We start from the raw sequence: 21,251 nt of genomic DNA on the forward strand, positions 1-21,251 counted from the left end.
GAGGAGTAGATGAGATTCAGGCTGAAAGCAAGTTTGAGACAAGTCAGCAAAGCTTTCAGGCGTTGATCCAACTCGTTGATCCAGCTCTCTGGTTCAACTCTCTGCAACTGCGATAAACCGCTAAGACTTGCGCCAGTTCCGTCAGGCTTGCTCTCATTCTACTAGGCTGACCTGGCAAACAGATGAGCCTGGAGGATGGCTTCTGATATCAAGTCCTAGAATATCAAGTCCTAAAAATACGGGCCGAGGACGGGCAGAACCCTGGCGGCGAATGTTCCCTGAACGGGGCCGCCTTGTTTCCTGCCCGTAGAACTTTTGGGCACTAGAGCGGCCCAGCGCTAGAGCAGCCCAGCATTCGACAGGCCTAGCACAAACCCAGCCCCCAGCAGGTGGCCAAAGCTCATGGTGGCCAGCAGTTCTGGCAAGCCAAAGCCCGTAAACATGGCGGGTAGCTCGACGGGCAGCGCCGGACCAACGCCGCGCTTTTGGATGGCGTAATAGCCGATGGCGATCGCAAACAGATTCGCCGCCGTCATGACAATTGCGGTGTTAATCGACCAGGGGGCCGTTGTCGCCGTAGCGATGAGTGCAGTGTGAAACGCAACGTGAAACAATGTAAAATCTCCCCTTTTTTGAACTCGCCGATCTCAAGCACTACGCTCAAGACGCAACGCTCAAGACGCAGTGCAGAATCATTCCTGATTTTAGAGAGGCAGGTTTAACGAAACACAATTTGTTGAAAGAGTTAACAGTTCTGGGCAATACCGATACAAAACTATGCAGAGACACTATGCAGAGTCCCGCCGAGTCCGTTTTTGCTGAGTTTTCCCTAGCGCGATCCGCGCCGCTGCGGGTCAAAATCTGCGGCATTACGCAGCCTGCCCAGGGACGGGCGATCGCCCAACTCGGCGTTTCGGCCCTGGGCTTTATCTGCGTGGCTGCGTCACCCCGCTATGTGGCTCCAGCCCAAATTCGGGCAATCGTCGAGGCGCTGCCGCCAGAAGCCCTGGTGGATCGGGTCGGCGTGTTTGTGGATGCGCCCCTAGAAGAGATCCAGCAGGTGGTGGCGATCGCCCAACTCACGGCTGTTCAACTGCATGGCAACGAATCGCCAGACGGCTGCCAGCGGGTGCGCGAGGCCTTGCCCCACATCGAACTCATCAAAGCGCTGCGGGTGCGCGATGCTGCGACGCTCGACCTGGCCCACCGCTACGCGCCCCACATTGACACACTCTTGCTCGATGCCTACCATCCCCACCTCTACGGCGGCACAGGCGCAACCCTCGACTGGGCAATGCTGCGGGACTTTGACCCTGGCTGTCCTTGGTTGCTGGCTGGCGGCCTCACGCCCGACAACGTGCAGCACGCTCTAAGAGCAGCCCATCCCTACGGAATCGACCTCTCCAGCGGCGTGGAGCGTTCCCCCGGCGACAAGGATTTGGGGCTGGTCGAGCGGTTAATGGGGGCGATCGCCCAGTTGGGTCGTCAGGAATCAGGGTCTACTGCTCAGGATGATTTCATCGGAGCGCGATCGCCAGAAAACCGAGAGTGAACTGCAACAAACTCTATAGAATTTGGAACTTTATCGCGTTCAGAACTGTGATACGAGTAAAGCATCCTATGTAGTGGGTTCATCGGTTAGGTGCGTCTACAACGGGCTGTTGTTCCTATGTGCCAACTTGTGAACCTGCTGGGCTTCGCTTTTTTTGCTGCTGCCCCTGCCCTTAACCCCGATCCCGGAGATGGACGAACTGCAAGAACTGGTCATCGAAGCCTGTCGCCACCCGCCTGGCAGCCCCCAGCGTCAGCGGGCCTTGACCAAGGTGATCCGGCTGGCATCGCGCAAGCTGTGGCGGGAGAATGTCGCCTATTACGAAGATGCGCTCCAGCAGACCTGGGTATATTTCTGCCAAAACGTCTGCGAAGCCACGACCGGCCGCAAATACGACCCCACTCAGAGCAGCGTGGTGACCTGGTTGAGCGCCTATCTGAAGCGGCGGCTGCAAGATTTTTACATTCAAGGTCGAGAGCAGGAAACTCGGCGGGCCGCTGTCCGGGGTATGGCCTCACGCTCTGGCGAGACAGGGGAACTGATTGATCCGGTGGATAACCTGGCGGCTAATCCCGACGTGCCGCCTATTTTGCAAGACGTGCGGGACTGGGTAGAAGCGGACGGCAGTGGCGATTTGGTGAAAACCCACATCAAGGGGCGACCGGAGGTGAACTGTCAGGCGCTGTTGCTGCGACGGCTGCCGCCAGAAGCAAGCTGGGAAGAGATCTCAGCCGAGTTTGGGCTGCCCATTTCCACACTGAGTAGTTTTTACCAGCGGCAGTGTTTGCCCCGGCTGCGTAAATTTGGCGAGTCCGAGGGATATCTGTAGAGGAGGACTTGCCCGAGGACTGACCCTATGACATACAACACCGCCGAGATTGACGATTTCGCATTAACGCTGCCCCTGCCGCAGGCGGCCCGACAGCTTGCCCAACAGTTTGCCAGCCAGCAGCCAACTCCGGCCAAAGCCGAACAGGTGCGTCACAATACGCTGGCGGTGTGGGTGGTCAATGATTATTTACAAATGATGGGTATCGACACCGACTTGGAGCGGGGAGATAGCTGGAATGCGATCGCCCGTCTTGCGGCCGACGTTGCCGATTTGGAAGTCATTGGTGCGGGCCGACTGGAATGCCGCCCTGTTCAAAATGTATCCGCGCCCTGCCCAGTGCCGCCCGAAGTGTGGGGCGATCGCATCGGGTATGTCGCGGTTCACATTGACGCATCTCAGCGCGAGGCCTCCATTCTGGGCTTTACCCCCACCCTGGAACCAGGGGACGACGGCCCACCAGCGCTGCATCCTGCTCATCTCCAGCCCCCTGAAGATTTGATGGATCATCTTGATCGGCTGCTGCATCCCCTGGTTGCTACGACGCTGGCACGGGCAGGAGTCAGTCTCAACCAGTTGGGACGATGGCTGCAAGGGGCGATCGACGCAGGCTGGAGCGCAGTGGATGCCGTCCTGAGTCCAGAGCAGCTCAGCCCCGCCTATGCCTTTCGGCAGCTTAGCAATGCCGCTGTGCGTCGCGCCAAGCTGGTGGAGGTGGGCGTTTCGCTGCCGCTGGTCATGGAACTTAGCCTCAGCACCACACAGCCTGGACAAACCGATATTTGCGTCCAGCTTTATCCCAGTCCTGGCACTTCCAGCCTGCCGCCAAACGTATATCTCCGCATTCTGGACGAGTCGGGCACTGTTTTTTTAGAGGCTCAGTCCACCACGCTCGAAGACTATCTGCAACTGCAATTTAGCGGAGTCTCTGGCGAAACCTTTGGGGTGCAAGTTGCCTTGGGTGACACGACCGCAACAGAAGCATTTTTGATTTAGAGCCGTGGACAAATTAGTAACGCTGCGATTTGGTGAAGGCAGCTTTGAGCAGGGGTTTCCGGCGACGCTCCAGGTCGGCGAAGAGACAGACGCGGCCTCAGGGCTGGCGATGCAACTGACAACCGAGGTGGTGGGGAAACTGCCGCCCGCGCCGGAGGTGGTGGCGTTATATCAACAATGGCAAATGGCCTATCGACAGTTGGGCATTGCCACACGGCTGAATGCGCCCGACCATCAAATCAAAAATGTGTCGCGGTCGGCGAGTCGAGCGGCGTGTCAGCAGGCGGCCCGGCTATTGCGCGATCGCCTGAATGAGTGGCTACGGGCAGAATCCTTTCGGCGGGTGCGCGAAACTTGGTTTGCAGCGCTGTCGCCGACTGACACCGTGCGGCTGATTGTGCAGACGGAAGATCGGCTGCTGCAACGGCTGCCGTGGCATCTGCTAGAGCTATTTGAGCAGCATTCCCACCTGGAAATTGCCCTCAGCGCCCCCACCTATCAGCGGGTGATGCAACCGCCCAAGCCCAAGGGCAAGGTACGAATTTTGGCGATTTTGGGCAACAGCGCGGGCATCGACGTGCAGGGCGATCGCACGCTGCTGATGCACCTGTCACCCCAGGCCGACGTGACCTTTCTGGTAGAACCCGACCGCAAAGAACTGAGCGATCGCCTCTGGGATCAGCCGTGGGACATTCTGTTTTTTGCGGGGCACAGTTCCACCGAACTGGCCACAGACCCAGCAGGCGGCGACACCGGGCGCATCGCCATCAACCCCAGCGATTCCCTGACGATTGAAGAGTTGCATTATGCCCTGCGAAACGCCGCCACCCAGGGACTCAAGCTGGCGATTTTCAACTCCTGCGATGGGCTGGGGCTGGCCCGCGCCCTAGCCGACCTGCACATTCCCCAAATGGTGGTGATGCGGGAACCTGTGCCCGACCGGGTGGCGCAGGAATTTCTCACCAGTTTCCTGCGAACGTTTGTGCGGGGCGAGTCGCTCTATCTCTCGGTGCGGCGGGCGCGAGAGCAACTCCAGGTCTTGGAAAACGAGTTTCTCTGCGCCACCTGGCTGCCCGTCATTTGCCAAAACCCGGCAGAGCGCCCGCCCACCTGGCAGTCCCTCCTAGGGCGATTGTCCAAACCCGCAGAGTCGCCCAGTCCCCCTCCTGCCGCCGCTACTCGCCTGCACCGCCGCCGCCTGCATCGCCGCGAAGTCTGGCAGCGCCGCCTGCGCCGGGGGCTGCGCCGCGTACCAATGGCGATCGCCCTTAGCGCGTTGGCAGCAGGAGTGGTCATCGGGGGGCGATCGCTCGGCTGGCTGCAACCTGTCGAACTCGCCACCTACGACCAGATGCTGCGCCTGCGCCCCGCCGAGCAAGAACAAGACCCGCGCCTGCTGATTGTCACGATTGACGAACAAGAGCGGCAAGACCTTGGGCAGCAGTCTGGCCCCTACTGGTATTCGGTATCGAACGCGAACCTGAACCGCCTGATTGAAATCTTGGACAAGAGCGGTGCCCGGTTAATCGGCATCGACCTATATCGTGACCTGCCGATCAAACCCGAAGCTGCGTCGCTGGCTCAGCAGTTTCGCGAAAATCCAAAGGTCATCGGCGTTTGCAAAGTGCCCGTGCGGGGCGAGGGCGGCATTGCTCCCCCAGCAGACATTGCGGCAACTCGGCTGGGGTTTTCAGATTTTGTTGAGGACAAAAAAGAGCGGAAGGTTCACCAGATCAATGCAGAAGCGCGGGCGATTCGCGAAGCGATCCCTGGGGGAATCGCCCCCCGTCCAGTTGCGAGTGCTGCCGTATCCCCATCGAGCCAGCCGCAGTCCCAGCCTGGAATGGTGCGCCGCCACCTGCTGGCCATGCGCGAAGAACTGTCGGACGAAACAGGCTGCCTACCCGACTTTGCATTCAGCACGCTGCTTGCCAGTCGGTATCTAGAAGCCGAGCAGATTCCCGTAGAAATTACGCCGGAGGTGCTGAAGCTGGGCGATCGCACCTATCCGCTCTTGCGACGGCGATCGGGCGGCTATAAAGCCCCCAATTTTGACTATCGCGGGGCGCAGGTCTTGCTCAACTACCGCACCGTGCGCCCGCTGTACGACAGTCCATTTAGGCAGGTGAAAATCAGCGATGTGCTGAGTGAGCGCGTGCAGCCGGATCTGTTTCAGGATCGCGTGGTTATCGTTGGATACATTCCGCATGATCCGCAGCAATCGACCGATATCTGGAGAACGCCCATCGCTTCCACAATGGACGGAGTACTGGTGCAGGCTCAGATGACCAGCCAGTTGCTTAGTGCCGCTTTCAACGAGCGGCCGCTGCTGTGGACGTTGCCCCACGGGCTAGAAATGCTGTGGATTGGAGGGTGGGCGGCGCTGGGCGGGCTGCTGGTGCTGCTGTTCAAAGCGCCCTGGCGGTTATTAGGGGCGATCGCCCTGGGGCTGCTGCTGTTGGGGGCGATCGCTCAGGGAATTCTAATTCTCTGGGGCGGCTGGATACCGCTGGTTCCGGCCGTTTTGACCTTTGGCCTCAGCGCCATCCTGGTCACGATCTACCGCTACCGTCTAGTGCAACTGACGCTCCTGTTTTTCGTCAATCTCATCCTGATCATGACTCGCGGTCAGCGGTTCAAATAAAGGGCTGCAAAGTCCAGTCTTCCCAAGACTCCAAACCCAGTGTCAGGAAACTCCAGCCCGCTCTTTTCGTCTTGCTGCGTAAAAGAGCAGAGATTTCCTGAAGTGAATATTGTGGGAAGAATCAGGAGCCTCTAGCGAGGTTGCACATCCCCCAAACCCCTGTATTTGCGTGCCTCCCCACTAGCCCCCTTGAGTTGAGGTCACCGACATGAATGCATCTAAGTTTTGGTTAAAGTCTGCGGCGATTGCTGCTGCGGTTCTGGTTTTGTCCGCTGCTCCGGCCGTGGCGCAGCGCTATGAATCGGCTGGCGACGCACCTGGTGCAGACCGGGCAATCGGGGGCGGTGGTCATCGCTATCGGGCCCCGCTGCCGCCCGAAGCAGGCGCACCCGCTGGGCGACCCTTTGGCGGAGCCAGCCGAGGTGGCGGCGACCTGCCCCTATGCCAGTCCCTAGCGGCCCTGGTTCCGTCCACTCGTGAGGTTGGGCGCAACGGCAGAGAGTACACCAGCGTCTGGGCCCTCACTGCCGCCGCCCATCCCACCTTCTGGTTCTACGTTCCCTACGCCCTGACCAGCGATGAGCCAGCGGAATTTGTGCTGTTTGACGATCAGCGCCGCATTATTTACCGAAAACAAGACATTGTTCTGAGCAATCAACCCGGCATTATCGGAATTTCCCTCCCCGAAACTGCGCCAGCCCTGGAAATCGGGCGCATGTATCGGTGGAACTTCCAGACTCGCTGCGGCGGCGAGGTTGTATTCGTAGAAGGCTGGATTCAGCGGACTGCGCTGGATGCCGAACTCACCAGCGAAATCGACCGCGCCTCGCCGCTCGACCGGGCAGCCCTGTACGCAGAGAACGGCATCTGGTACGACGCGCTGACCCTTTTGGGCAACTTGCGCCGCGAAGATCCCGACAATCTCGACGTGCTAAACGCCTGGATGGAACTGCTGGAGGTGCTGGAACTGGGCGAATCCGAAGAGGAAATCGTCCTCACGCCGATTGCTCCAGCGGAATAGGCGTCAGGGGTCGGTGCAGCGCTGCTCTCCGTCCCCTCCACCGTGCTTGAGTCAACCCAGGGGTAACGCTAGAATGTTCACATTCCTTTACACATGGGTCTCATGCAAACTGCGATCGCCCCTGCGGTGGGAGCCTACTGGAACTGGCGCGGCTATTCCATTTACTACGTCCGCGCAGGAGAACGACGGGGCGATTCCCACAGGGATGGCCTGGCGAATCGCCCGCCCTTGCTGCTGGTGCATGGCTTTGGCGCGTCTACAGACCACTGGCGCAAGAATGTGGCTGGGCTAAGCGCCGACTTTGAAGTGTGGGCGATCGATCTGCTGGGCTTTGGGCGATCGCAAAAGCCGGATATCGTCTACAGCGGCGACCTCTGGCGCGACCAGTTGCACGACTTTATTATCGAGGTAATTCGGCGACCTGTAGTGCTGGCGGGCAACTCGCTGGGCGGCTATGCGTCGCTGTGTGTGGCGGCGCAGCGGTCACAATCCGCCGCCGGGCTGGTGCTGTTGAACTGCGCTGGAGCCTTTACCGAAACAGCGCAAACGACCCAGCCCAACCTGGTACAGCAGTGGTTGGGAGACATCGTGCGATCGCTCTTGTTGCAGCCGCTCCCCAGTTTTCTGCTGTTTCAATACGTCCGGCAAAAATCCGTCATTCGCAAAACCCTGGAAAAGGTCTATCTCGACCGCAGCGCCGTCACCGACCAGTTGGTTGAGGACATCTATCGCCCCTCTTGCGATCCGGGCGCACCCGCCGTATTCGCCGCTGTGTTCAAGTCTCCTCGTGGCGAAAAAAATGACGTGCTGCTAAGCCAAATGCAGTGTCCATTGCTGATGCTATGGGGTGAGGGCGATCCGTGGATGAATGCCCGCAGCCGGGGGGCCCGCTTCCGCCAACATTATCCCAACCTGACAGAGCATTACCTGAATGCGGGGCATTGTCCCCATGACGAAGTGCCGGAACAGGTAAACGCGCTGATCAAAGATTGGGTCTTGGGAATCGGAGAGGATGCGATGATGGGATGAAGGGTGAAGTTGTCTTGACAGGTCGCTCCATCGTCTAGGCACTGCATCCTGGTTTGTGATTCGGTTTCCGTGGTTAACTTCTGATGTCTTCTTCTCGCCCTTCCCTTGAGTCTGAATTGCAACGGCTTCGTCAGCTTCGATTAGCGATTTTGCGGATTCACAAAGCCCTACTGGAATCGGAGCGCGGCATTTATGAGGAATTTCACGGCCCGATTCGCTCAAATACGGAGTTTTTTAAGCTGGTAATCGAGGACGACGGCTGGTTTAGCTGGCTGCGCCCCATTTCGCAATTTGTGGTGCAAATTGATGATGTGGTGCTATCTAAAAAGCCCGTCTCGATGGAGCAAGTGGATGAACTGTTTAACCGGGCACGGGTGCTAATGCAGCCTTCAGAATTTGGCACAGAGCTAGAAAAGGGCTATTTTCGGGCGATTCAGCGAGATCCGGAGATCGCGCTGATGCACGCCGAGGTCTCTCGTTTGATGGCCGCGCCCGACGCTTAGCCCCATCGTTCCGAATCACAAATCCAAAGTTTTGTAAATCACTCCGGAATCTTGCGTATTTTGAGTGAGGTCGCCAGATAAAGAAAGCGTCGGCTATTGGCTTGCCAAAGCAATGCGACTATACTACAACTGTAATATTGGTAATTTTGTCGCCGCTTTTTTCTCTTCTCATAGCACACGCTTCTGCATACCAGCCCCAGTTTCTACCCCTCTGGTTCCTGAGTCCTCTCACTTTATCGTCTTCCTGCTTCGCAGCGCTTTCCAGCTTTCTCGCAGCCCTTTTGCCCGCCTTTGCTACTCCAGTATTTGCAACCCCTAGTATTTGCGACTCCAGTATTTGCGACTCCAGTATTTGCAACCCCCATGTTAAGCCTCGCTCTGTCCATCCTTTACAGCACGCGGATTGACCCGTTCCAAGACGGACGGGCGCAATTTGTCGGGCTGTTTCTGCTTGAAGGATGGCAGCATTTTGGCGCGGCGCTGCTGGTGGGCTGCGATTTGGGGCGGCGCAAGGGCGATGGAACGGGCTTTGGGGTTCAAGGGATTGATCTCTCCTCTTGTTTCGATCGTTCGGATTGCTTGCTCGTTCGCCCTGGCGCGAAACCCAATCCCGATTTCGATGCAGCCGTTTGCGCCATCGGAATGCGATCGCCCTTGCCCACTGCGCTTCACACCGGATTTCAGTTCGGATCTTTTAATGCTGCCCTGGCTATCTTGGGCCGAATTGCAACACAACTCAATCTGAGCGGGAGGTGCAGGGTCATCCTGTCATCCACCTAAAGGCAAAGCGACTTGGTTTCCCTAGTCCCCCGCTCCTGACTGCCAGAAGCGGGGTTTCTTTTTTGCCACTTTTTTGCCACTTTTTTGCCACTTTTTTGCCACTTTTTTGCCACTTGCCGCGAACTCGAACCTTCCGCACGCTAACCGCATCTCTTTGAAGGAACAGCGTTTGTCATGCTAAAGCTTACCTATACCGATGCCGAGGTTTATATAGAGGTTCTGTCTACGCCCATCGAAACGGCGATCGCCCAACGGGTGACGCTGGCCCTGCGCTGCGGCGAAACGCTGCACGTCACGCCAAACTCCGCTAGTTTTCTGCTGGCGGCTCACTTGCCCCAGTTGGCGCAACTCCAACAGCTGCTGAAGCAACACTCTGGGGTGATCGCCCTGGCTATGGCCGATGCAGACTGGGTTGAAATTACACTCTACGGAAGCTGGCTGTCGTCCAGTCCCTATGCTCACGAAGGCGTTTTTCTGATTGCATTGCCTGCTGCAATCGAGCGCCTAATTTATCAACTCTGGCAGGCAAGCGTCTGTGTCCAGGGTGTGAGGGGCTGAGAGGACGGGAACGAGAAGGGTTAGGATGCCTCCGGGCAGAGTCGGGTTTCACGCAAACCTGGCCCTGCCCAAAACGTCCTGCCCAGTTTGCAATGCAGATCAATTTCCTAATTTTGCCTCAATCGCTACCCTTCAGGCGGCAACACGTCCGTCTGCCCTAACCGTTAAACCCGTCCAGACAGTCATCCTGTCTCAATCGCTACTCTTCAGGCGGCAACTCAGGCCGGTCTTGAAGCGTGTCAATCAGGGCTGATTTTGAAGCCTTGAGCTGTTTCCAAAGAGCCTTGATCTGGTCATAGGCTTCGTCGGGTGAAATTTTGCCGCCCGTCTCCAGGCTGCAAATGATCCCAATACGCTGGGCAAATTCTTGAAGATTGGCATTGAACGCTAGTTTTTGAGGGGAGAAGTCTCCCCGATAGCGCCCGATCGGGTAAAAAAATTGATCTCTTTCGTTCTCAGATGACTCTGACAAGATGACCAGTACCTCTCAATGGTGGGGATGCACCTAGAGCCAAACTACCGAAACCAGCATAACAACTGCATGACTCCTACTGCATAATTACTGTATCGCTTGATGAATGTTTCTTAGAACACCCTCTAGGAGGATTTTGGGAAAACGTGAGAGTAGATGTCCTAGCAGATGTAGGCAAGGATAAACTGTCAAGTAAATCTTGAACTGGAGCTTTAGTAGGGCGATCGCCCCTGGATTCTGAATCTCAGCACTTGACTGCTCGACACAAAGCACCGTGAAGCCTGTTGTTCTTCCATAGACCAGGGACTAAATATCAAAGTCAACGCTATTGGCCTGAAAAATGACCTGCTGAATTCCGTAGGAAGGCTGAGTCAACAGGGTTTCTCGAATGGCTTCAAACAAGCAATACTGATTGGCGCTGCTGAGGCTTTGAAAGGCTCGCCCGCCACGAGGATTGTTGACTGCGAAGTTGATTTCGGCTTCTTTTGCCGCTTCGTTTACGTTGACTTCGTAGCCCGTGATACCAACATCTTGCCCTTCATAGGACTCGACAATTTGGGTGACAGCACCCGCTACGGGTTCATCGGCTGTCACCAGCACCGATTGCGGCACGAGTTCTTGGGTGTTGGGATCGGGCAAGTAGATGATTGCAGGCATATAGTCCTGCGTGATGGAGGTGTTGATCTCTTCAATATCGTCAGCATCAGTAGCGCTTGGGGCTAGCTCTGGATTGGCGATCGCCCGATTAGCAGCGCCTATCACCAGCGTCAGCACGCTGGCGGCAACCAGAGAGAACCGTACAGGTGACCACAAATCCCGGAAGCTTGTTTTGTTTTGTGGACTCCATCGACAAATAGCATTCATCGCCTTTCCCCCTTCTGAAATATATGGAGTTTCTAAGAACAGATATAAGAACAGATAGGTTTACGAGAATCCCAAAGAAACCTTGTAAAAACAAGTAATTCTTAAACAATTGACCAGAAGTGTTGAATCTTGATGGTAAAACTTTACAAAAAGCACTCTCAAGAGGCGGATTATTGAGAATGGAAGCAATAAGTAGGTCATTACAGGCAGAATTATAGATCTTTTGTACTGGATTCAGCTATGAACTTGCCCTGCTAACATTGCGTTCAACACTTCTGACAATTGACCAATATTTAATGCTCTTAATACTCTAAAGTTTAACGCCAAAAGTTGTCAGAATTTTTAAGCTTTAGTTTTTTTTATTGAGTCTGTATTGAACGAAACACAAAGCCTGTGATCTGACTCACAAAGGATTAGGAGTAACCAATGCGCCTCGGCATTCTCTCAGTTTTTAAAGAGAATTCAGTCATAATTTGTGAAATATTCTGACAATCCCTTGCACACCGTATCGTAATACTTTAGACACCTTAAACTTCTGAAAAAAAGTGGAACTTTTGCGGGAGGAGCCATCTTTCGATCAATATCCGCGAGTCGGAGTGGTGATTCCAATCCTGAACGGAGCAGCAGATTTACCTGAGCTATTGTCCTGTCTGTCTCAGCAAACCTACCCACGAGAACGCATTCAATATGTCTTGATCGACAACAGGAGTGGCGATCGCACGCCCGATTTACTCCAAACTGCCGCCATGCAGTTCCAATCGCTCGGCCTGACGCTGCGCCCGCTCACTGTTTCAGACATTCAAAGTGCCTACGCCGCCCGCAATGCGGGTATTGTGGCAGCGCTGTCGGGCGACACCCCCTGCGAGATCATTGCCTTCACCGATGTTGATTGTCGTCCGAACCCAGACTGGCTGCGGAATTTGGTGCAGCCCTTTGCGGAGCCGCAGGTCGGGCTGGTGGCGGGAGAAGTGCTGCCTCTGAAACCTGCCACTTGGCTGGAGCGGTACGCTGCCCGCCGAGAGTTTCTGTCGCAGCGACACACGCTGGCTCACAGATTTCTGCCCTACGGACAGACGGCCAACCTGGCCGTGCGGCGATCGCCCCTCGAAGCCGTTGGGCTGTTTCGCCCCTATCTAACCAGCGGCGGCGATGCAGACTTGTGCTGGCGAATTTTGCAGACAGGGCAGTGGGAACTTCGCCTGGCAGAAGGGGCGATCGCCCGCCATCGGCATCGCGCTACGCTGCCTGCGCTCTGGAAACAGTGGCAGCGCTACGGCCGTTCCGATGCCCACCTGCATGAGCTACATGGCTCAGCCCTGATGCGATCGCTGACCTGGCAAGACGCGGCAACTCGTCTGGCTCGGTGGCTCCTCAAAGAACTTCCAATCGTCGCGCCCCATGCCATAAGAAGACAGGAGCCGTGGGATCGATTGCTCGATACCCTGCTAGATTTGTTTTGCGCGGCGGCCCGGAGTTGGGGACAGCGACGCAGTCCGTTCCCGGAAGCGGCACGGGCGATCGCCTGGTTGCCGGATGGCACGCGGGTCAATTCACCGCACCAGTAGCAGATGTATTCTTCTGAAGGAAGAGACAAGGGAGCAAGCGATCGCCCTAAAATCTAAATCATCTACTCAAGATGAGATGTCTTTGAGATGAGATGTCTTTGAGATGAGATGTCTTTGATGTCTTTGAGATGAGATGTCTTTGATGATGAGATGTCTTTGAGATGAAGTTTCGACGTTTTCTTTATCCATCAAAACTAATATGGCAAATGTTCAAGTGACCGTTTCCGTCGCAGACGATCACCTCGATCGCCTCCTGGAAGTTGCCGAAGACCTGCAAGAACACGGCATGAAGATTGATCAGGTGATGGATCAGGTGGGAATCGTCACGGGTTCCTGCCCCTCTGGCGACCTGCCTGCGCTTCGTCGGGTGCCCGGGGTTGAGCATGTAGAATCTGCCCAGACGTTTCATCTGTCGCCGCCCCACTCTAAAATTCAGTAAAATTCAGTCGCAAGTTCAGTCGCGTCTCGTTGCTCAGCCTTGGTGCCGAAGCATCGTCCTCCGCCGCCACAGAGGGGGCGATCGCACAGTGCTGAATAAAAAACCTGAACGAACGTTGAGCAACTGGACAACAAGCTGATCCAGTTTGGATCACGCTGCTGAACTGAAAATAGGGAACCGGGAGGCTAAAGAGCCTACTGGCGAACCTCCTAGCGCAGAACCCCCAATGACGCTTCCTGAGACATCTGCAGACTTGATGTAGACGTGCTGTGGACGTGCTGTGGACTTGATTGGGAAGTAGACAGTAGACCGCGCCTGCTGGTTTCCAACGCTGGTCTGCTCATCCACGGTTTCCCAGCGCATCCGGGCAATTTGGTTGTATTAGAAAAATATTTGGATGATCCTGTTTTTTCTGTCTGCCCGCGTTTTTGATAAAGAGACTGTGAGGAATTGATTGCAACCGTGGAGACGTTGAATGGGGTTTGTCCTGCGTGTTTTTGCGGCGATCGCTCCATTTTTTTCGACTATTCTTGATGTTTCATCCTCATTTTTAACCTGGTAGTTGATAAAGAAATTGCTAGCACGAGCCTAGTGCAAGTCTCATTTCTGTCAATGTTTGTTGAAATTAAAGTTAGGGAACTCTAGGTGTATTGAAGACTTTTGCATCCTTAAAAGAGACGGCTAACCAGAGGATATGTTAAGGAAGAGGGTCGCGATGCCTAGCCCAGATCAGGATTTGTTCTCCCAGAATGGAGAGCCAGCGCACAGTGTCGAAAAGAGTATTGAAGAGCAGCGCCTTAAGACCCTGAACGACCTTGGGTTAATGGATGCTGAGAGTGTGCCGATTTTTGAAGAAGCGACTCAAACGGCCGCCCATCTTTTGGATGCTCGAATTTGTGTGCTTGGGCTGATGGATCAGCAGCGCCAGTGGTTCAAATCTGCGGTTGGGCTATCGCGGATTGGGCTGATGAACGAACTGGCGACAACCCGCCAACTTCCTCGCGCCGATGCGCTATGTCGTCATGTCGTTGAGAGCCGCCAGGTTCTTGTGCTGAACGATGCTTCGGCCCATCCCGATTTTGCGGACAGCCTGCTCGTGCGGCATTACGGCATTCGCGCCTACCTCAGCGCTCCCCTGATCGCGTCCAATGGTCAGTGCGTCGGCACGCTAGCTGTCTTGAGCTTGCAGCCGCGTGATTTTTCGACTCGCGAGGTGGAGCTGCTGGAGCTAGTCGCCCGGTGGAGTATGAGCGAATACGAGCGCAACCACCTGCTGCGGCGATCGCCCCAGCCCATGATGAAAGCCCCCAGAGGGGCGATCGCCGCGTCGCCCACCACCTCGATCAAGGCAGATCTGATCGCCCAAATGGCTCAGGAACTCCGCACCCCCCTCACGTCAATCCTGGGCATGGCCAGCGTCCTCAACCGTGAAATCTATGGCCCGCTGACAGAAAAGCAGAAAGAGTATCTGGCAATTGTCCACAACAGCGGTCAAACTTTGCTCTCGCTAATCAATGAAATTCTAGAACTGGGCGCACTCAACGACACAAACTGCGTCCTAAACCTGGCACCAATCGACATAGAAATGCTGTGTCAACAGGCGTTTAGCACCCTCCAACAGGTCGCGCAACGGCGAGAACAGCGAATTCGGCTGACGGTCGAACCGGGCAACCGCATTTGGATGCTCGACAAAGAAAAAATGCGTCAGATACTCTATCACCTGGTGTTCAGCGTGATTCAATCTGCCAGCACTGAGAGCATTATTCGGGTTCACATTTCTCGTAAGCAGTCTGCTCTGACCATCACTGTGTGGACTTCGCATCCCTGGCTTGGTGAAGGACTCCCGGCCGCCGACCTCTATACAGGGCAAATGCTGGCCCCAGCCGAGTTGTCTCAAGCCCATGCGTCGTCCTACGGCTGGTCCGCAGGCGACTCCCAAAAGTCTGCGCTCTCTCAAAGCGACACTGCTGATGGCTTGCCCCCGCAGAACATGCTCCGCCAGAGCCTAGGGCTGATGCTCAGCCGCCAGCTTGCAGAACTACACGGGGGCACGATCAACATCCAGGGCTCGGCTGAAACGGGCTATCGATATGTGGTTAGCGTTCCGCAGTCTGCTGAGCTAGGCGAACTGGAGTAGCCAGCGGGCCGGACATCTCTACAAGCTGGGCAGTGGCCAGAATCAGGGGCGATCGCCCCAACTCTCTAGCCCCTTTCTGGAGCAGAGACGCAGATCCATGCACCTGTAGGTCTCTGTTTCAGGGTTGATAATTCTGGCCATTTGGTTATGATTTTATGTAACAGCTTACGATTCCACTTCTGTTGTTCCGGCTCTGTGACCGAGTAGACAGGCGCAGTCTGAGTTTTGGGCTTCTGAACTGAGGCTGTCAGATTTGCACTCTTAGAGTTCACTGCCCTTGTCAACTTCCGCTTGGATGAGTCATAGTAAATATACGTTGTAACTGACGTAACAAACAGTCTGGAATTCTCTCGAGCAAGACTACGATCTAGGTCTGCATCAAGGAGCAGTCTGAGTCAATGGATTATATCGATAAGGTTTTGGAAAAGCTTAAAGAGTGGGCACGCAAGCTAGTGGAAGCGCTGCTGGGTCCAGACGTTCAGCCAGAGCCAGAACCTATTCCCATTCCAGTCGATGACCGCAGCCGTCGCCGCTAAGTTGCTTTCGAGCAGTGTGTTTCGACCCTGAAGATCTGTTGACGTTGGCAATGGTCTTTGGGTCGAGTACAAGCAATGTGAGTAGATAGGTTTGTACTAGACATCTGTTTAGCCTGATGCTTCTAGCAGTCGTGCTGTTTAGGTTCGATTGCCCTAGAAAGCCCTGTGCGTAATTGCGTTTGATTTGTAGTTCTAGCAATTTTTTGTGTCCAATCTGAGCATCCTGGTCTTGCATGGCCCAAATCTGAACCTGCTGGGACACAGAGAGCCGGGGATTTACGGACGGGAGACTCTCGATAGCATTAATCAGTCATTGCAGGATGCAGCAGTTCAGCTTGGTGTTCGGCTAGAGTCGTTTCAGTCTAACCATGAAGGCGCTTTGATCGATGCGATTCATGGGGCGATAGGTGTTCAGGATGGATTGCTGATTAATCCCGGAGCGTATACCCACACCAGCATTGCCATTCGAGACGCGATCGCCGCTGTAGCGCTGCCCACGGTCGAGGTTCATCTAAGCAACGTCTATCGGCGAGAGTCCTTTCGGCATCATTCCTACATTGCACCCGTTGCAGTTGGACAGATCAGCGGGTTTGGCGCGTTTAGCTATGTTCTTGGACTTCGCGCCCTGGTTCACCATCTAACCCACGTTCTTCTGGAGTAGCCTATTTTGAGTAGCGTATCTGTAGTAGTATTCACCCTGATATTTGCGACTTCAGGATAGGTTCCGAGAGTTTTCTATAATTTTGAGCCAGTTTCGCAGTTTTATTCGCGCTATTTGCAGTAATTCACCGTTTGCAGCAATCTGGCTTTCGGCTGCATTTGGGTAAGCCAGATTTGGCTTATGGCTCCGATTCCAGCGGCGCAAGCAGTTCATCTCTCCAGACTTCGATCTGAAGGCGCAGTCGAGCGGCTCCACCGGGCGTGGCCGTATTGGGCAGCAATAGCCGCTCACTTGCTCGCTGATAGTCTGCCAGGGCAGCGTTCCAGTCGCCCCAGAGGTGATGTGTGCGGCCCCGTTCGGCGTAGATGTGGGCTTCCAGACGACCCAGCCGCAGCGCAAAGTCAAAGCATTCTAGAGCGCGATCGTGCATTTCTAGCTCACGCAGCGTAATGCCCTGATTGAGCCAGGCGCGGACGTTAGTTGGGTTCAGATCAAGGGCTGCGTCGTAGTCCAGGATGGCTTCTAGAAACTTGCCCTGAGCGGCGTAGTAGTTGGCACGATTGTTATACACGCTGTCGAGGGTGGAATCTAGCGCGAGCGCTTGATTGTAGTCGGCGATCGCCCGCTCCATGTCCCCGCTTTGAAAGTAAACCAGGCCGCGATTGTTATAGTCACGGGCGCTGCTGGGGTTTTGCTCCAGAATAATGGTGAACAGGGCGATCGCCTCTTGATGATCGCCGCGCTGGGCAGCCTGGAGGGCTTCTTGGCGGAGCGCTGTTTCCAACTCGGTGTGGCTGAGGGGAGCCGCAGCACGAGGGGCGATCGCCGTGTCTACTCGTCGCGCTCTGGGCTGCCAGCGCTTCTGCACTCTAAGGGTTGGCCGGGCAGTCGTGCTAAGACTCTTGCGCGACCGATCTGCATTGTTCGCTTTTTCTTGCCGACCTGTAGAAGAGCGCATGTTCATGACATCCTCGTGGTGTATTTCAGTCAGTGCCAGGGTGTGATGTACCGTTAGAACTGCGTTATCCGCCTTTTCACCTGCTAATGTCTCTCAAAGCTCAAAGTAGTGTCAGGTTGAAAGTACGGAAAATTCTCTTTCACCTGAAATAGCAGCGCACCCCTGATAGCTGACGATACGGAATCCATAAAAGTTCCGCTGCATCAGACATTCAGCAGTTGTCCGTCTACGAGGAAACTACACAGAACCTCCGTATAATTCCTGAAACTTTCTGCAAGGATTCGTGAACTTTTGGTGACATAGGCGTTACATCCTAATTGATTCTCGACAGGATTTACGCAGTTGGACGATTTATCGCGGGCGCAGCCCGCGATAAATCGTCCAAAACCCAAAGAGCTTATCGCAAGTGCGTAAGTCCTGCTCGATTTTGGATTTTGGATTTTGGATTGCTAGTCAGGCGTTGGTGGGGCTGCCAGAAATGTCATTCGTAGCGTCACCTAGAGAAGTGATGTCAGACGCTATCAGACCAGAAAACCGTCGGTTCAGCAGATCTGCAACCTGTCGATTTTTCCACTCCTTTTCTTACTGATAAAACAAACCCATAAAAAGACTTCCTGAAGATTCTTGCGTTGCAAATCTCCAGGAAGCTGACTGTCAAACCCGTGGAACTAGACGCTAAAACCTAACGAGGCGGATTCAGGAAACGGCTGGCAAATTTCAGTGTTTCGCCGAGGTCGGTCGATTTTTCGTCGCCACCGAGGAAAGCAGCCAGCAGGGGGTTGCCGCCACGGGTGCCAGGTTTGGGTGCGCCCAGGTTCAGCATCCCCATCGCAGCCGTAATCAGCCCTGGCAGCATTCCCTGGACAATGGTGGGGCTAATGCCAGTTGTAGAGGAAATAGTCTGGATGGCCTGTTGCTGTAGTCCGGCAGGAATCAGGGATTGTAGCGCTGCACCGCTAGCGGAACTACCCGCGAGTTGACCGATCATGCTTTCCAAGCCTCCCATCCCTGCGGTGGTTTGCTGCTGCTTCAGCGCAGTACGAGCTAGGTTGCCCACCACAGAGAAGGCACTCTGGGTCGTCGCAGGATTGAGACCCTGGTTCCCTGCAAGTTGAGAGACAGTATTGACAATGGAACCCAGCGAACTAACGCTGGCTTGCTGGTTGGGGTTGTTGATCGCGCTTAAAACGTCAAAGATAAGACTCATCTTTTTGCCTCGGTGTAAAACAAATTCAGCGGGTTGCTGAATGGGGTGCTGAATAGCAGAATGCATCAAACTATTCTGCTGATGCATGTAAACTCTGTTCATATCGAGCGCTTGGCTGCGCCGATTGATTCAGGTAAATTTTGCCACGAGGGATCGGGATTTTGGGTGTTGTGCAACACTTCGATTACCATAAAACAGGCTCTACAGCTTTTATTCAGACTGTAGAGCCTAATTCGATTGCAAGAGCCGACCTGTTCGAGGAGGAGTTTGCCTGCCGAAAGACGCGCGGCGACATCGAGCAACAATGTACGTCCTCAGAGAACTTTTACGCAAAGGGAGTATCGTTTGGCATACAGGATAGCCAGGTCGCTACAGCCCAACGAGTTTGGCGCTGAGCGTCCAGAGGCGATCGCCCAGGGCATCGTTTGTGGCCTTTTCCGACAGCTCTTGAACAAAGGACTCGCGCCCCTGCTTTTGACGGTTGCCCCAGCTCCAGTGAACTCCGGACTGCTTGAACGCCGGATCAGCTACGACCTGCGCCACGCGCTCGCCCGCCAGTTCTTGCGAGACATAGCCGCCTGTGATGTTCTTTTGGAACCAGGGGAAGACTTTTTGGAAAATTGGGTAGCTATTGCGGAACAGCGGCGTGTCGGCGACGCAGCCAGGGTAGAGCGAACTGAAGGTAATGCCCGTGGTGTCGTGATAGCGGCGATGCAACTCGCGCACGGTGATCATGTTGCAGAGCTTGCTGTCTTTGTAGGCTTTGCCGGCCTTGAACTTTTTGCCGTCAATCATGGAAACCGGCGCTTTGAAGCCGGCCTCTAGCCCTTCCAGGTTGCCTAGGTCGGCGGGCGCGGGAATGGGGATCTTGCCACCCAGTTCCTTGGAGTTGGCAGTGACGGTTCCCAAAATGACCAAGCGCTTGTCCGCGGCGGGGGAATCCTTGAGGTCGCCTAATAGCAGATTGCACAGCAGGAAGTGCCCAAAATGGTTGGTAGCAACGCTGAGTTCATACCCCTCTGGGCTACGGAGCGGCTCCTTGAGCAGGGGCATATAAACAGCGGCGTTGCAGACTAGCGCATCGAGCGATCGCCCGGTGGCGTGAAAGTCATCCACAAACTTGCGAACGCTGTCGAGCGATCCCAGATCGATGTGCAGTAGCGTGTAGTGATCTTTGGGAATGCCGACGGACTGTGCAGCGGCTTCGGCTTTGGCTAGATCTCGACAGGCCATGACCACATGCCATCCACGCTGGGCCAGGGCTTTGGTAGCGTATAGCCCCACTCCCGAAGAGGCTCCGGTTATGATTACGGTCGGTTGCTGAGAGTTTTGCATTTTATTAACAACTTACGGTGCGCTGTGATGTGTCTCCATGATTCATGATGATTGCACACCGTTGAGCCACGAAATGTTGAGTTATTACGCGAAATGTTGAGTTATTCAAAGCCTAAACAGAAGGCGAGAACTGGGGGCGATCGCCCCGCGCTCCCTGCCCTATTCTCCAAACCGATACCCCTTCCCATACACCGTATGAATCAGCGTGCTTTCGCCCTTGCCTTCGATCTTGCGGCGGAGCAGGCGAATTTGCGCCGCTAGTACATTGCTGCTGATTTTCTCGGCATCGCCCCACACCTGCTCATGGATTTGGGCATGGGTCAGCAGTTGATTGGGATGCCGCATGAGGTAGTCCAGCAGTTGGCTTTCTTTTTCCGATAGCTCGATGGTGCGTCCCCGACGATAGGCTACCTGATTGTCCAAATCTAGCTCCAGATCCCCAACGGCGAGGCGAGCGGCAGATCGGACTGGCACGCTGGGTTCCAGGCTAGGGGGCCGCCGCAGCAGCGCCCGCACCCGCGCCAGCAACTCTCGTAGCTCAAACGGCTTGACTAGATAGTCGTCTGCGCCTGCATCCAGCCCAGCAACGCGGTCATCGATCGTGTCTTTGGCCGTGAGAAATAAGACGGGCGTGGTGTCGCCCTTGGCGCGGAGCGACTGACAGATTTCTAGCCCGCTCTGGTGGGGCAGCATCCAGTCCAAAATCAGCAGGTCGTAGCTGCCCTGCGTTGCCAGGGTTCCCCCCTCTGCCCCATCGTGCGCCACATCGACCGCGTAGCCTTCGCGCTTGAGGACGTGGGTCAGCGGCTCGGTGAGTTCGATTTCGTCGTCTACTAAGAGAATTTGCATGGAAGTATTTTATGCCAGGGACTAGGGGCTAGCGGAAGCGATCGCGCTCTAGGTCAAAAATCGCCTTCTCCCAGCACCAGGCAGTTGGACGGTCAGGATAGCGCTGCTGGACAGATTCCACCAGGCGATGGGCAGCGGCGCGATCGCCATTCAGCAGTCGCACCAGTCGCTTTTCTAGAACAGGCTTGACACCCCCGGCGGGTTTTCCATGCAACGAGCGGGGCCGCCTCCCCGTCGCCAGCCAGCGCACCAGTTGGGCGATCGCCCATCCCGCCAGCCCAAACAACGCCAGGTAAATAATTGGTTCCAGCATTTC

At 55.4% G+C, this 21,251-nt stretch carries 22 protein-coding genes; 14 read left to right on the forward strand and 8 right to left on the reverse strand.

The window, feature by feature from the left end:
* Window positions 1-338 precede the first annotated feature (338 nt).
* The gene (gene psaK / locus JTM80_RS06585; protein WP_315874817.1) at window positions 339-536 is read right to left on the reverse strand and encodes a photosystem I reaction center subunit PsaK; all 198 of its coding nucleotides are present in this window, start codon (window positions 534-536) and stop codon (window positions 339-341) included.
* 311 nt (window positions 537-847) lie between these two features.
* On the opposite strand from psaK, the gene JTM80_RS06590 reads away from it, so the two are divergent.
* From JTM80_RS06590 to JTM80_RS06630, 9 genes are all read left to right on the forward strand, one after another.
* The gene (locus JTM80_RS06590) at window positions 848-1,552 is read left to right on the forward strand and encodes a phosphoribosylanthranilate isomerase (RefSeq protein ID WP_172358703.1); all 705 of its coding nucleotides are present in this window, start codon (window positions 848-850) and stop codon (window positions 1,550-1,552) included.
* Window positions 1,553-1,733: 181 nt separating this feature from the next.
* The gene (locus JTM80_RS06595) at window positions 1,734-2,381 is read left to right on the forward strand and encodes a sigma-70 family RNA polymerase sigma factor (RefSeq protein ID WP_172358702.1); all 648 of its coding nucleotides are present in this window, start codon (window positions 1,734-1,736) and stop codon (window positions 2,379-2,381) included.
* Between the two features lie 27 nt (window positions 2,382-2,408).
* Window positions 2,409-3,377, forward strand: a complete 969-nt coding sequence (locus tag JTM80_RS06600) for a DUF1822 family protein (RefSeq protein WP_205370816.1) — start codon at window positions 2,409-2,411, stop codon at window positions 3,375-3,377.
* A 4-nt stretch (window positions 3,378-3,381) separates the two neighbouring features.
* Window positions 3,382-6,021, forward strand: coding sequence for a CHASE2 domain-containing protein (locus JTM80_RS06605; protein WP_172353325.1), 2,640 nt, complete (start codon window positions 3,382-3,384; stop codon window positions 6,019-6,021).
* Between the two features lie 208 nt (window positions 6,022-6,229).
* Window positions 6,230-7,042: a DUF928 domain-containing protein gene (locus JTM80_RS06610; protein WP_172353324.1), complete on the forward strand. Its 813-nt coding sequence runs from the start codon at window positions 6,230-6,232 to the stop codon at window positions 7,040-7,042.
* A 102-nt stretch (window positions 7,043-7,144) separates the two neighbouring features.
* Entirely contained in the window at window positions 7,145-8,071 is a 927-nt protein-coding gene (locus tag JTM80_RS06615) for an alpha/beta fold hydrolase (protein ID WP_172358701.1), read from the forward strand.
* A gap of 116 nt (window positions 8,072-8,187) precedes the next feature.
* Window positions 8,188-8,574, forward strand: a complete 387-nt coding sequence (locus JTM80_RS06620; RefSeq protein ID WP_255548884.1) for a hypothetical protein — start codon at window positions 8,188-8,190, stop codon at window positions 8,572-8,574.
* Between the two features lie 363 nt (window positions 8,575-8,937).
* On the forward strand, window positions 8,938-9,354 hold the full coding sequence (locus JTM80_RS06625) for a hypothetical protein (RefSeq protein ID WP_172353322.1): 417 nt from the start codon (window positions 8,938-8,940) through the stop codon (window positions 9,352-9,354).
* 174 nt (window positions 9,355-9,528) lie between these two features.
* Window positions 9,529-9,912, forward strand: coding sequence for an alr0857 family protein (locus JTM80_RS06630; RefSeq protein ID WP_205370818.1), 384 nt, complete (start codon window positions 9,529-9,531; stop codon window positions 9,910-9,912).
* Window positions 9,913-10,111: 199 nt separating this feature from the next.
* Here the strand turns inward: JTM80_RS06630 and JTM80_RS06635 are convergent, their stop codons facing one another.
* Both JTM80_RS06635 and JTM80_RS06640 read right to left on the reverse strand, forming a co-directional pair.
* Window positions 10,112-10,384 (reverse strand): hypothetical protein, encoded by a 273-nt coding sequence (locus JTM80_RS06635; RefSeq protein WP_172353320.1) that lies wholly within the window; start codon window positions 10,382-10,384, stop codon window positions 10,112-10,114.
* Between the two features lie 306 nt (window positions 10,385-10,690).
* Entirely contained in the window at window positions 10,691-11,197 is a 507-nt protein-coding gene (locus JTM80_RS06640; protein ID WP_205370819.1) for a hypothetical protein, read from the reverse strand.
* Between the two features lie 647 nt (window positions 11,198-11,844).
* Between JTM80_RS06640 and JTM80_RS06645 the strand changes: the two genes are divergently transcribed.
* The 5 genes from JTM80_RS06645 to aroQ all read left to right on the forward strand — a co-directional run bounded on the left by JTM80_RS06645 (window position 11,845) and on the right by aroQ (window position 16,586).
* Window positions 11,845-12,813, forward strand: coding sequence for a glycosyltransferase family 2 protein (locus JTM80_RS06645; RefSeq protein ID WP_255548885.1), 969 nt, complete (start codon window positions 11,845-11,847; stop codon window positions 12,811-12,813).
* Between the two features lie 199 nt (window positions 12,814-13,012).
* A complete protein-coding gene (locus JTM80_RS06650; RefSeq protein ID WP_172353317.1) occupies window positions 13,013-13,252 on the forward strand; it encodes a ketohydroxyglutarate aldolase in 240 nt (79 codons plus the stop codon).
* A gap of 823 nt (window positions 13,253-14,075) precedes the next feature.
* Entirely contained in the window at window positions 14,076-15,389 is a 1,314-nt protein-coding gene (locus JTM80_RS06655; RefSeq protein WP_228721681.1) for a GAF domain-containing sensor histidine kinase, read from the forward strand.
* 398 nt (window positions 15,390-15,787) lie between these two features.
* Complete coding sequence (locus tag JTM80_RS06660; RefSeq protein WP_172353315.1) at window positions 15,788-15,925, forward strand: hypothetical protein; 138 nt, start codon at window positions 15,788-15,790, stop codon at window positions 15,923-15,925.
* A 205-nt stretch (window positions 15,926-16,130) separates the two neighbouring features.
* Complete coding sequence (gene aroQ, locus JTM80_RS06665; protein ID WP_172353314.1) at window positions 16,131-16,586, forward strand: type II 3-dehydroquinate dehydratase; 456 nt, start codon at window positions 16,131-16,133, stop codon at window positions 16,584-16,586.
* A gap of 178 nt (window positions 16,587-16,764) precedes the next feature.
* Here the strand turns inward: aroQ and JTM80_RS06670 are convergent, their stop codons facing one another.
* The 5 genes from JTM80_RS06670 to JTM80_RS06690 form a co-directional block, all read right to left on the reverse strand.
* Window positions 16,765-17,550 (reverse strand): tetratricopeptide repeat protein, encoded by a 786-nt coding sequence (locus JTM80_RS06670; RefSeq protein WP_205370820.1) that lies wholly within the window; start codon window positions 17,548-17,550, stop codon window positions 16,765-16,767.
* 676 nt (window positions 17,551-18,226) lie between these two features.
* Entirely contained in the window at window positions 18,227-18,751 is a 525-nt protein-coding gene (locus JTM80_RS06675; protein ID WP_172353312.1) for a DUF937 domain-containing protein, read from the reverse strand.
* Window positions 18,752-19,120: 369 nt separating this feature from the next.
* Complete coding sequence (locus JTM80_RS06680; protein ID WP_172353311.1) at window positions 19,121-20,086, reverse strand: protochlorophyllide reductase; 966 nt, start codon at window positions 20,084-20,086, stop codon at window positions 19,121-19,123.
* A 159-nt stretch (window positions 20,087-20,245) separates the two neighbouring features.
* Window positions 20,246-20,935: a two-component system response regulator RppA gene (gene rppA, locus JTM80_RS06685; RefSeq protein WP_172353310.1), complete on the reverse strand. Its 690-nt coding sequence runs from the start codon at window positions 20,933-20,935 to the stop codon at window positions 20,246-20,248.
* A 28-nt stretch (window positions 20,936-20,963) separates the two neighbouring features.
* On the reverse strand, window positions 20,964-21,248 hold the full coding sequence (locus JTM80_RS06690) for a hypothetical protein (RefSeq protein WP_172353309.1): 285 nt from the start codon (window positions 21,246-21,248) through the stop codon (window positions 20,964-20,966).
* Between the last annotated feature and the right edge of the window lie 3 nt (window positions 21,249-21,251).

Origin of the sequence: Thermoleptolyngbya sp. PKUAC-SCTB121, from assembly GCF_016919485.1 — a bacterium.
In the GTDB taxonomy this organism is placed as follows: domain Bacteria; phylum Cyanobacteriota; class Cyanobacteriia; order Elainellales; family Elainellaceae; genus Thermoleptolyngbya; species Thermoleptolyngbya sichuanensis.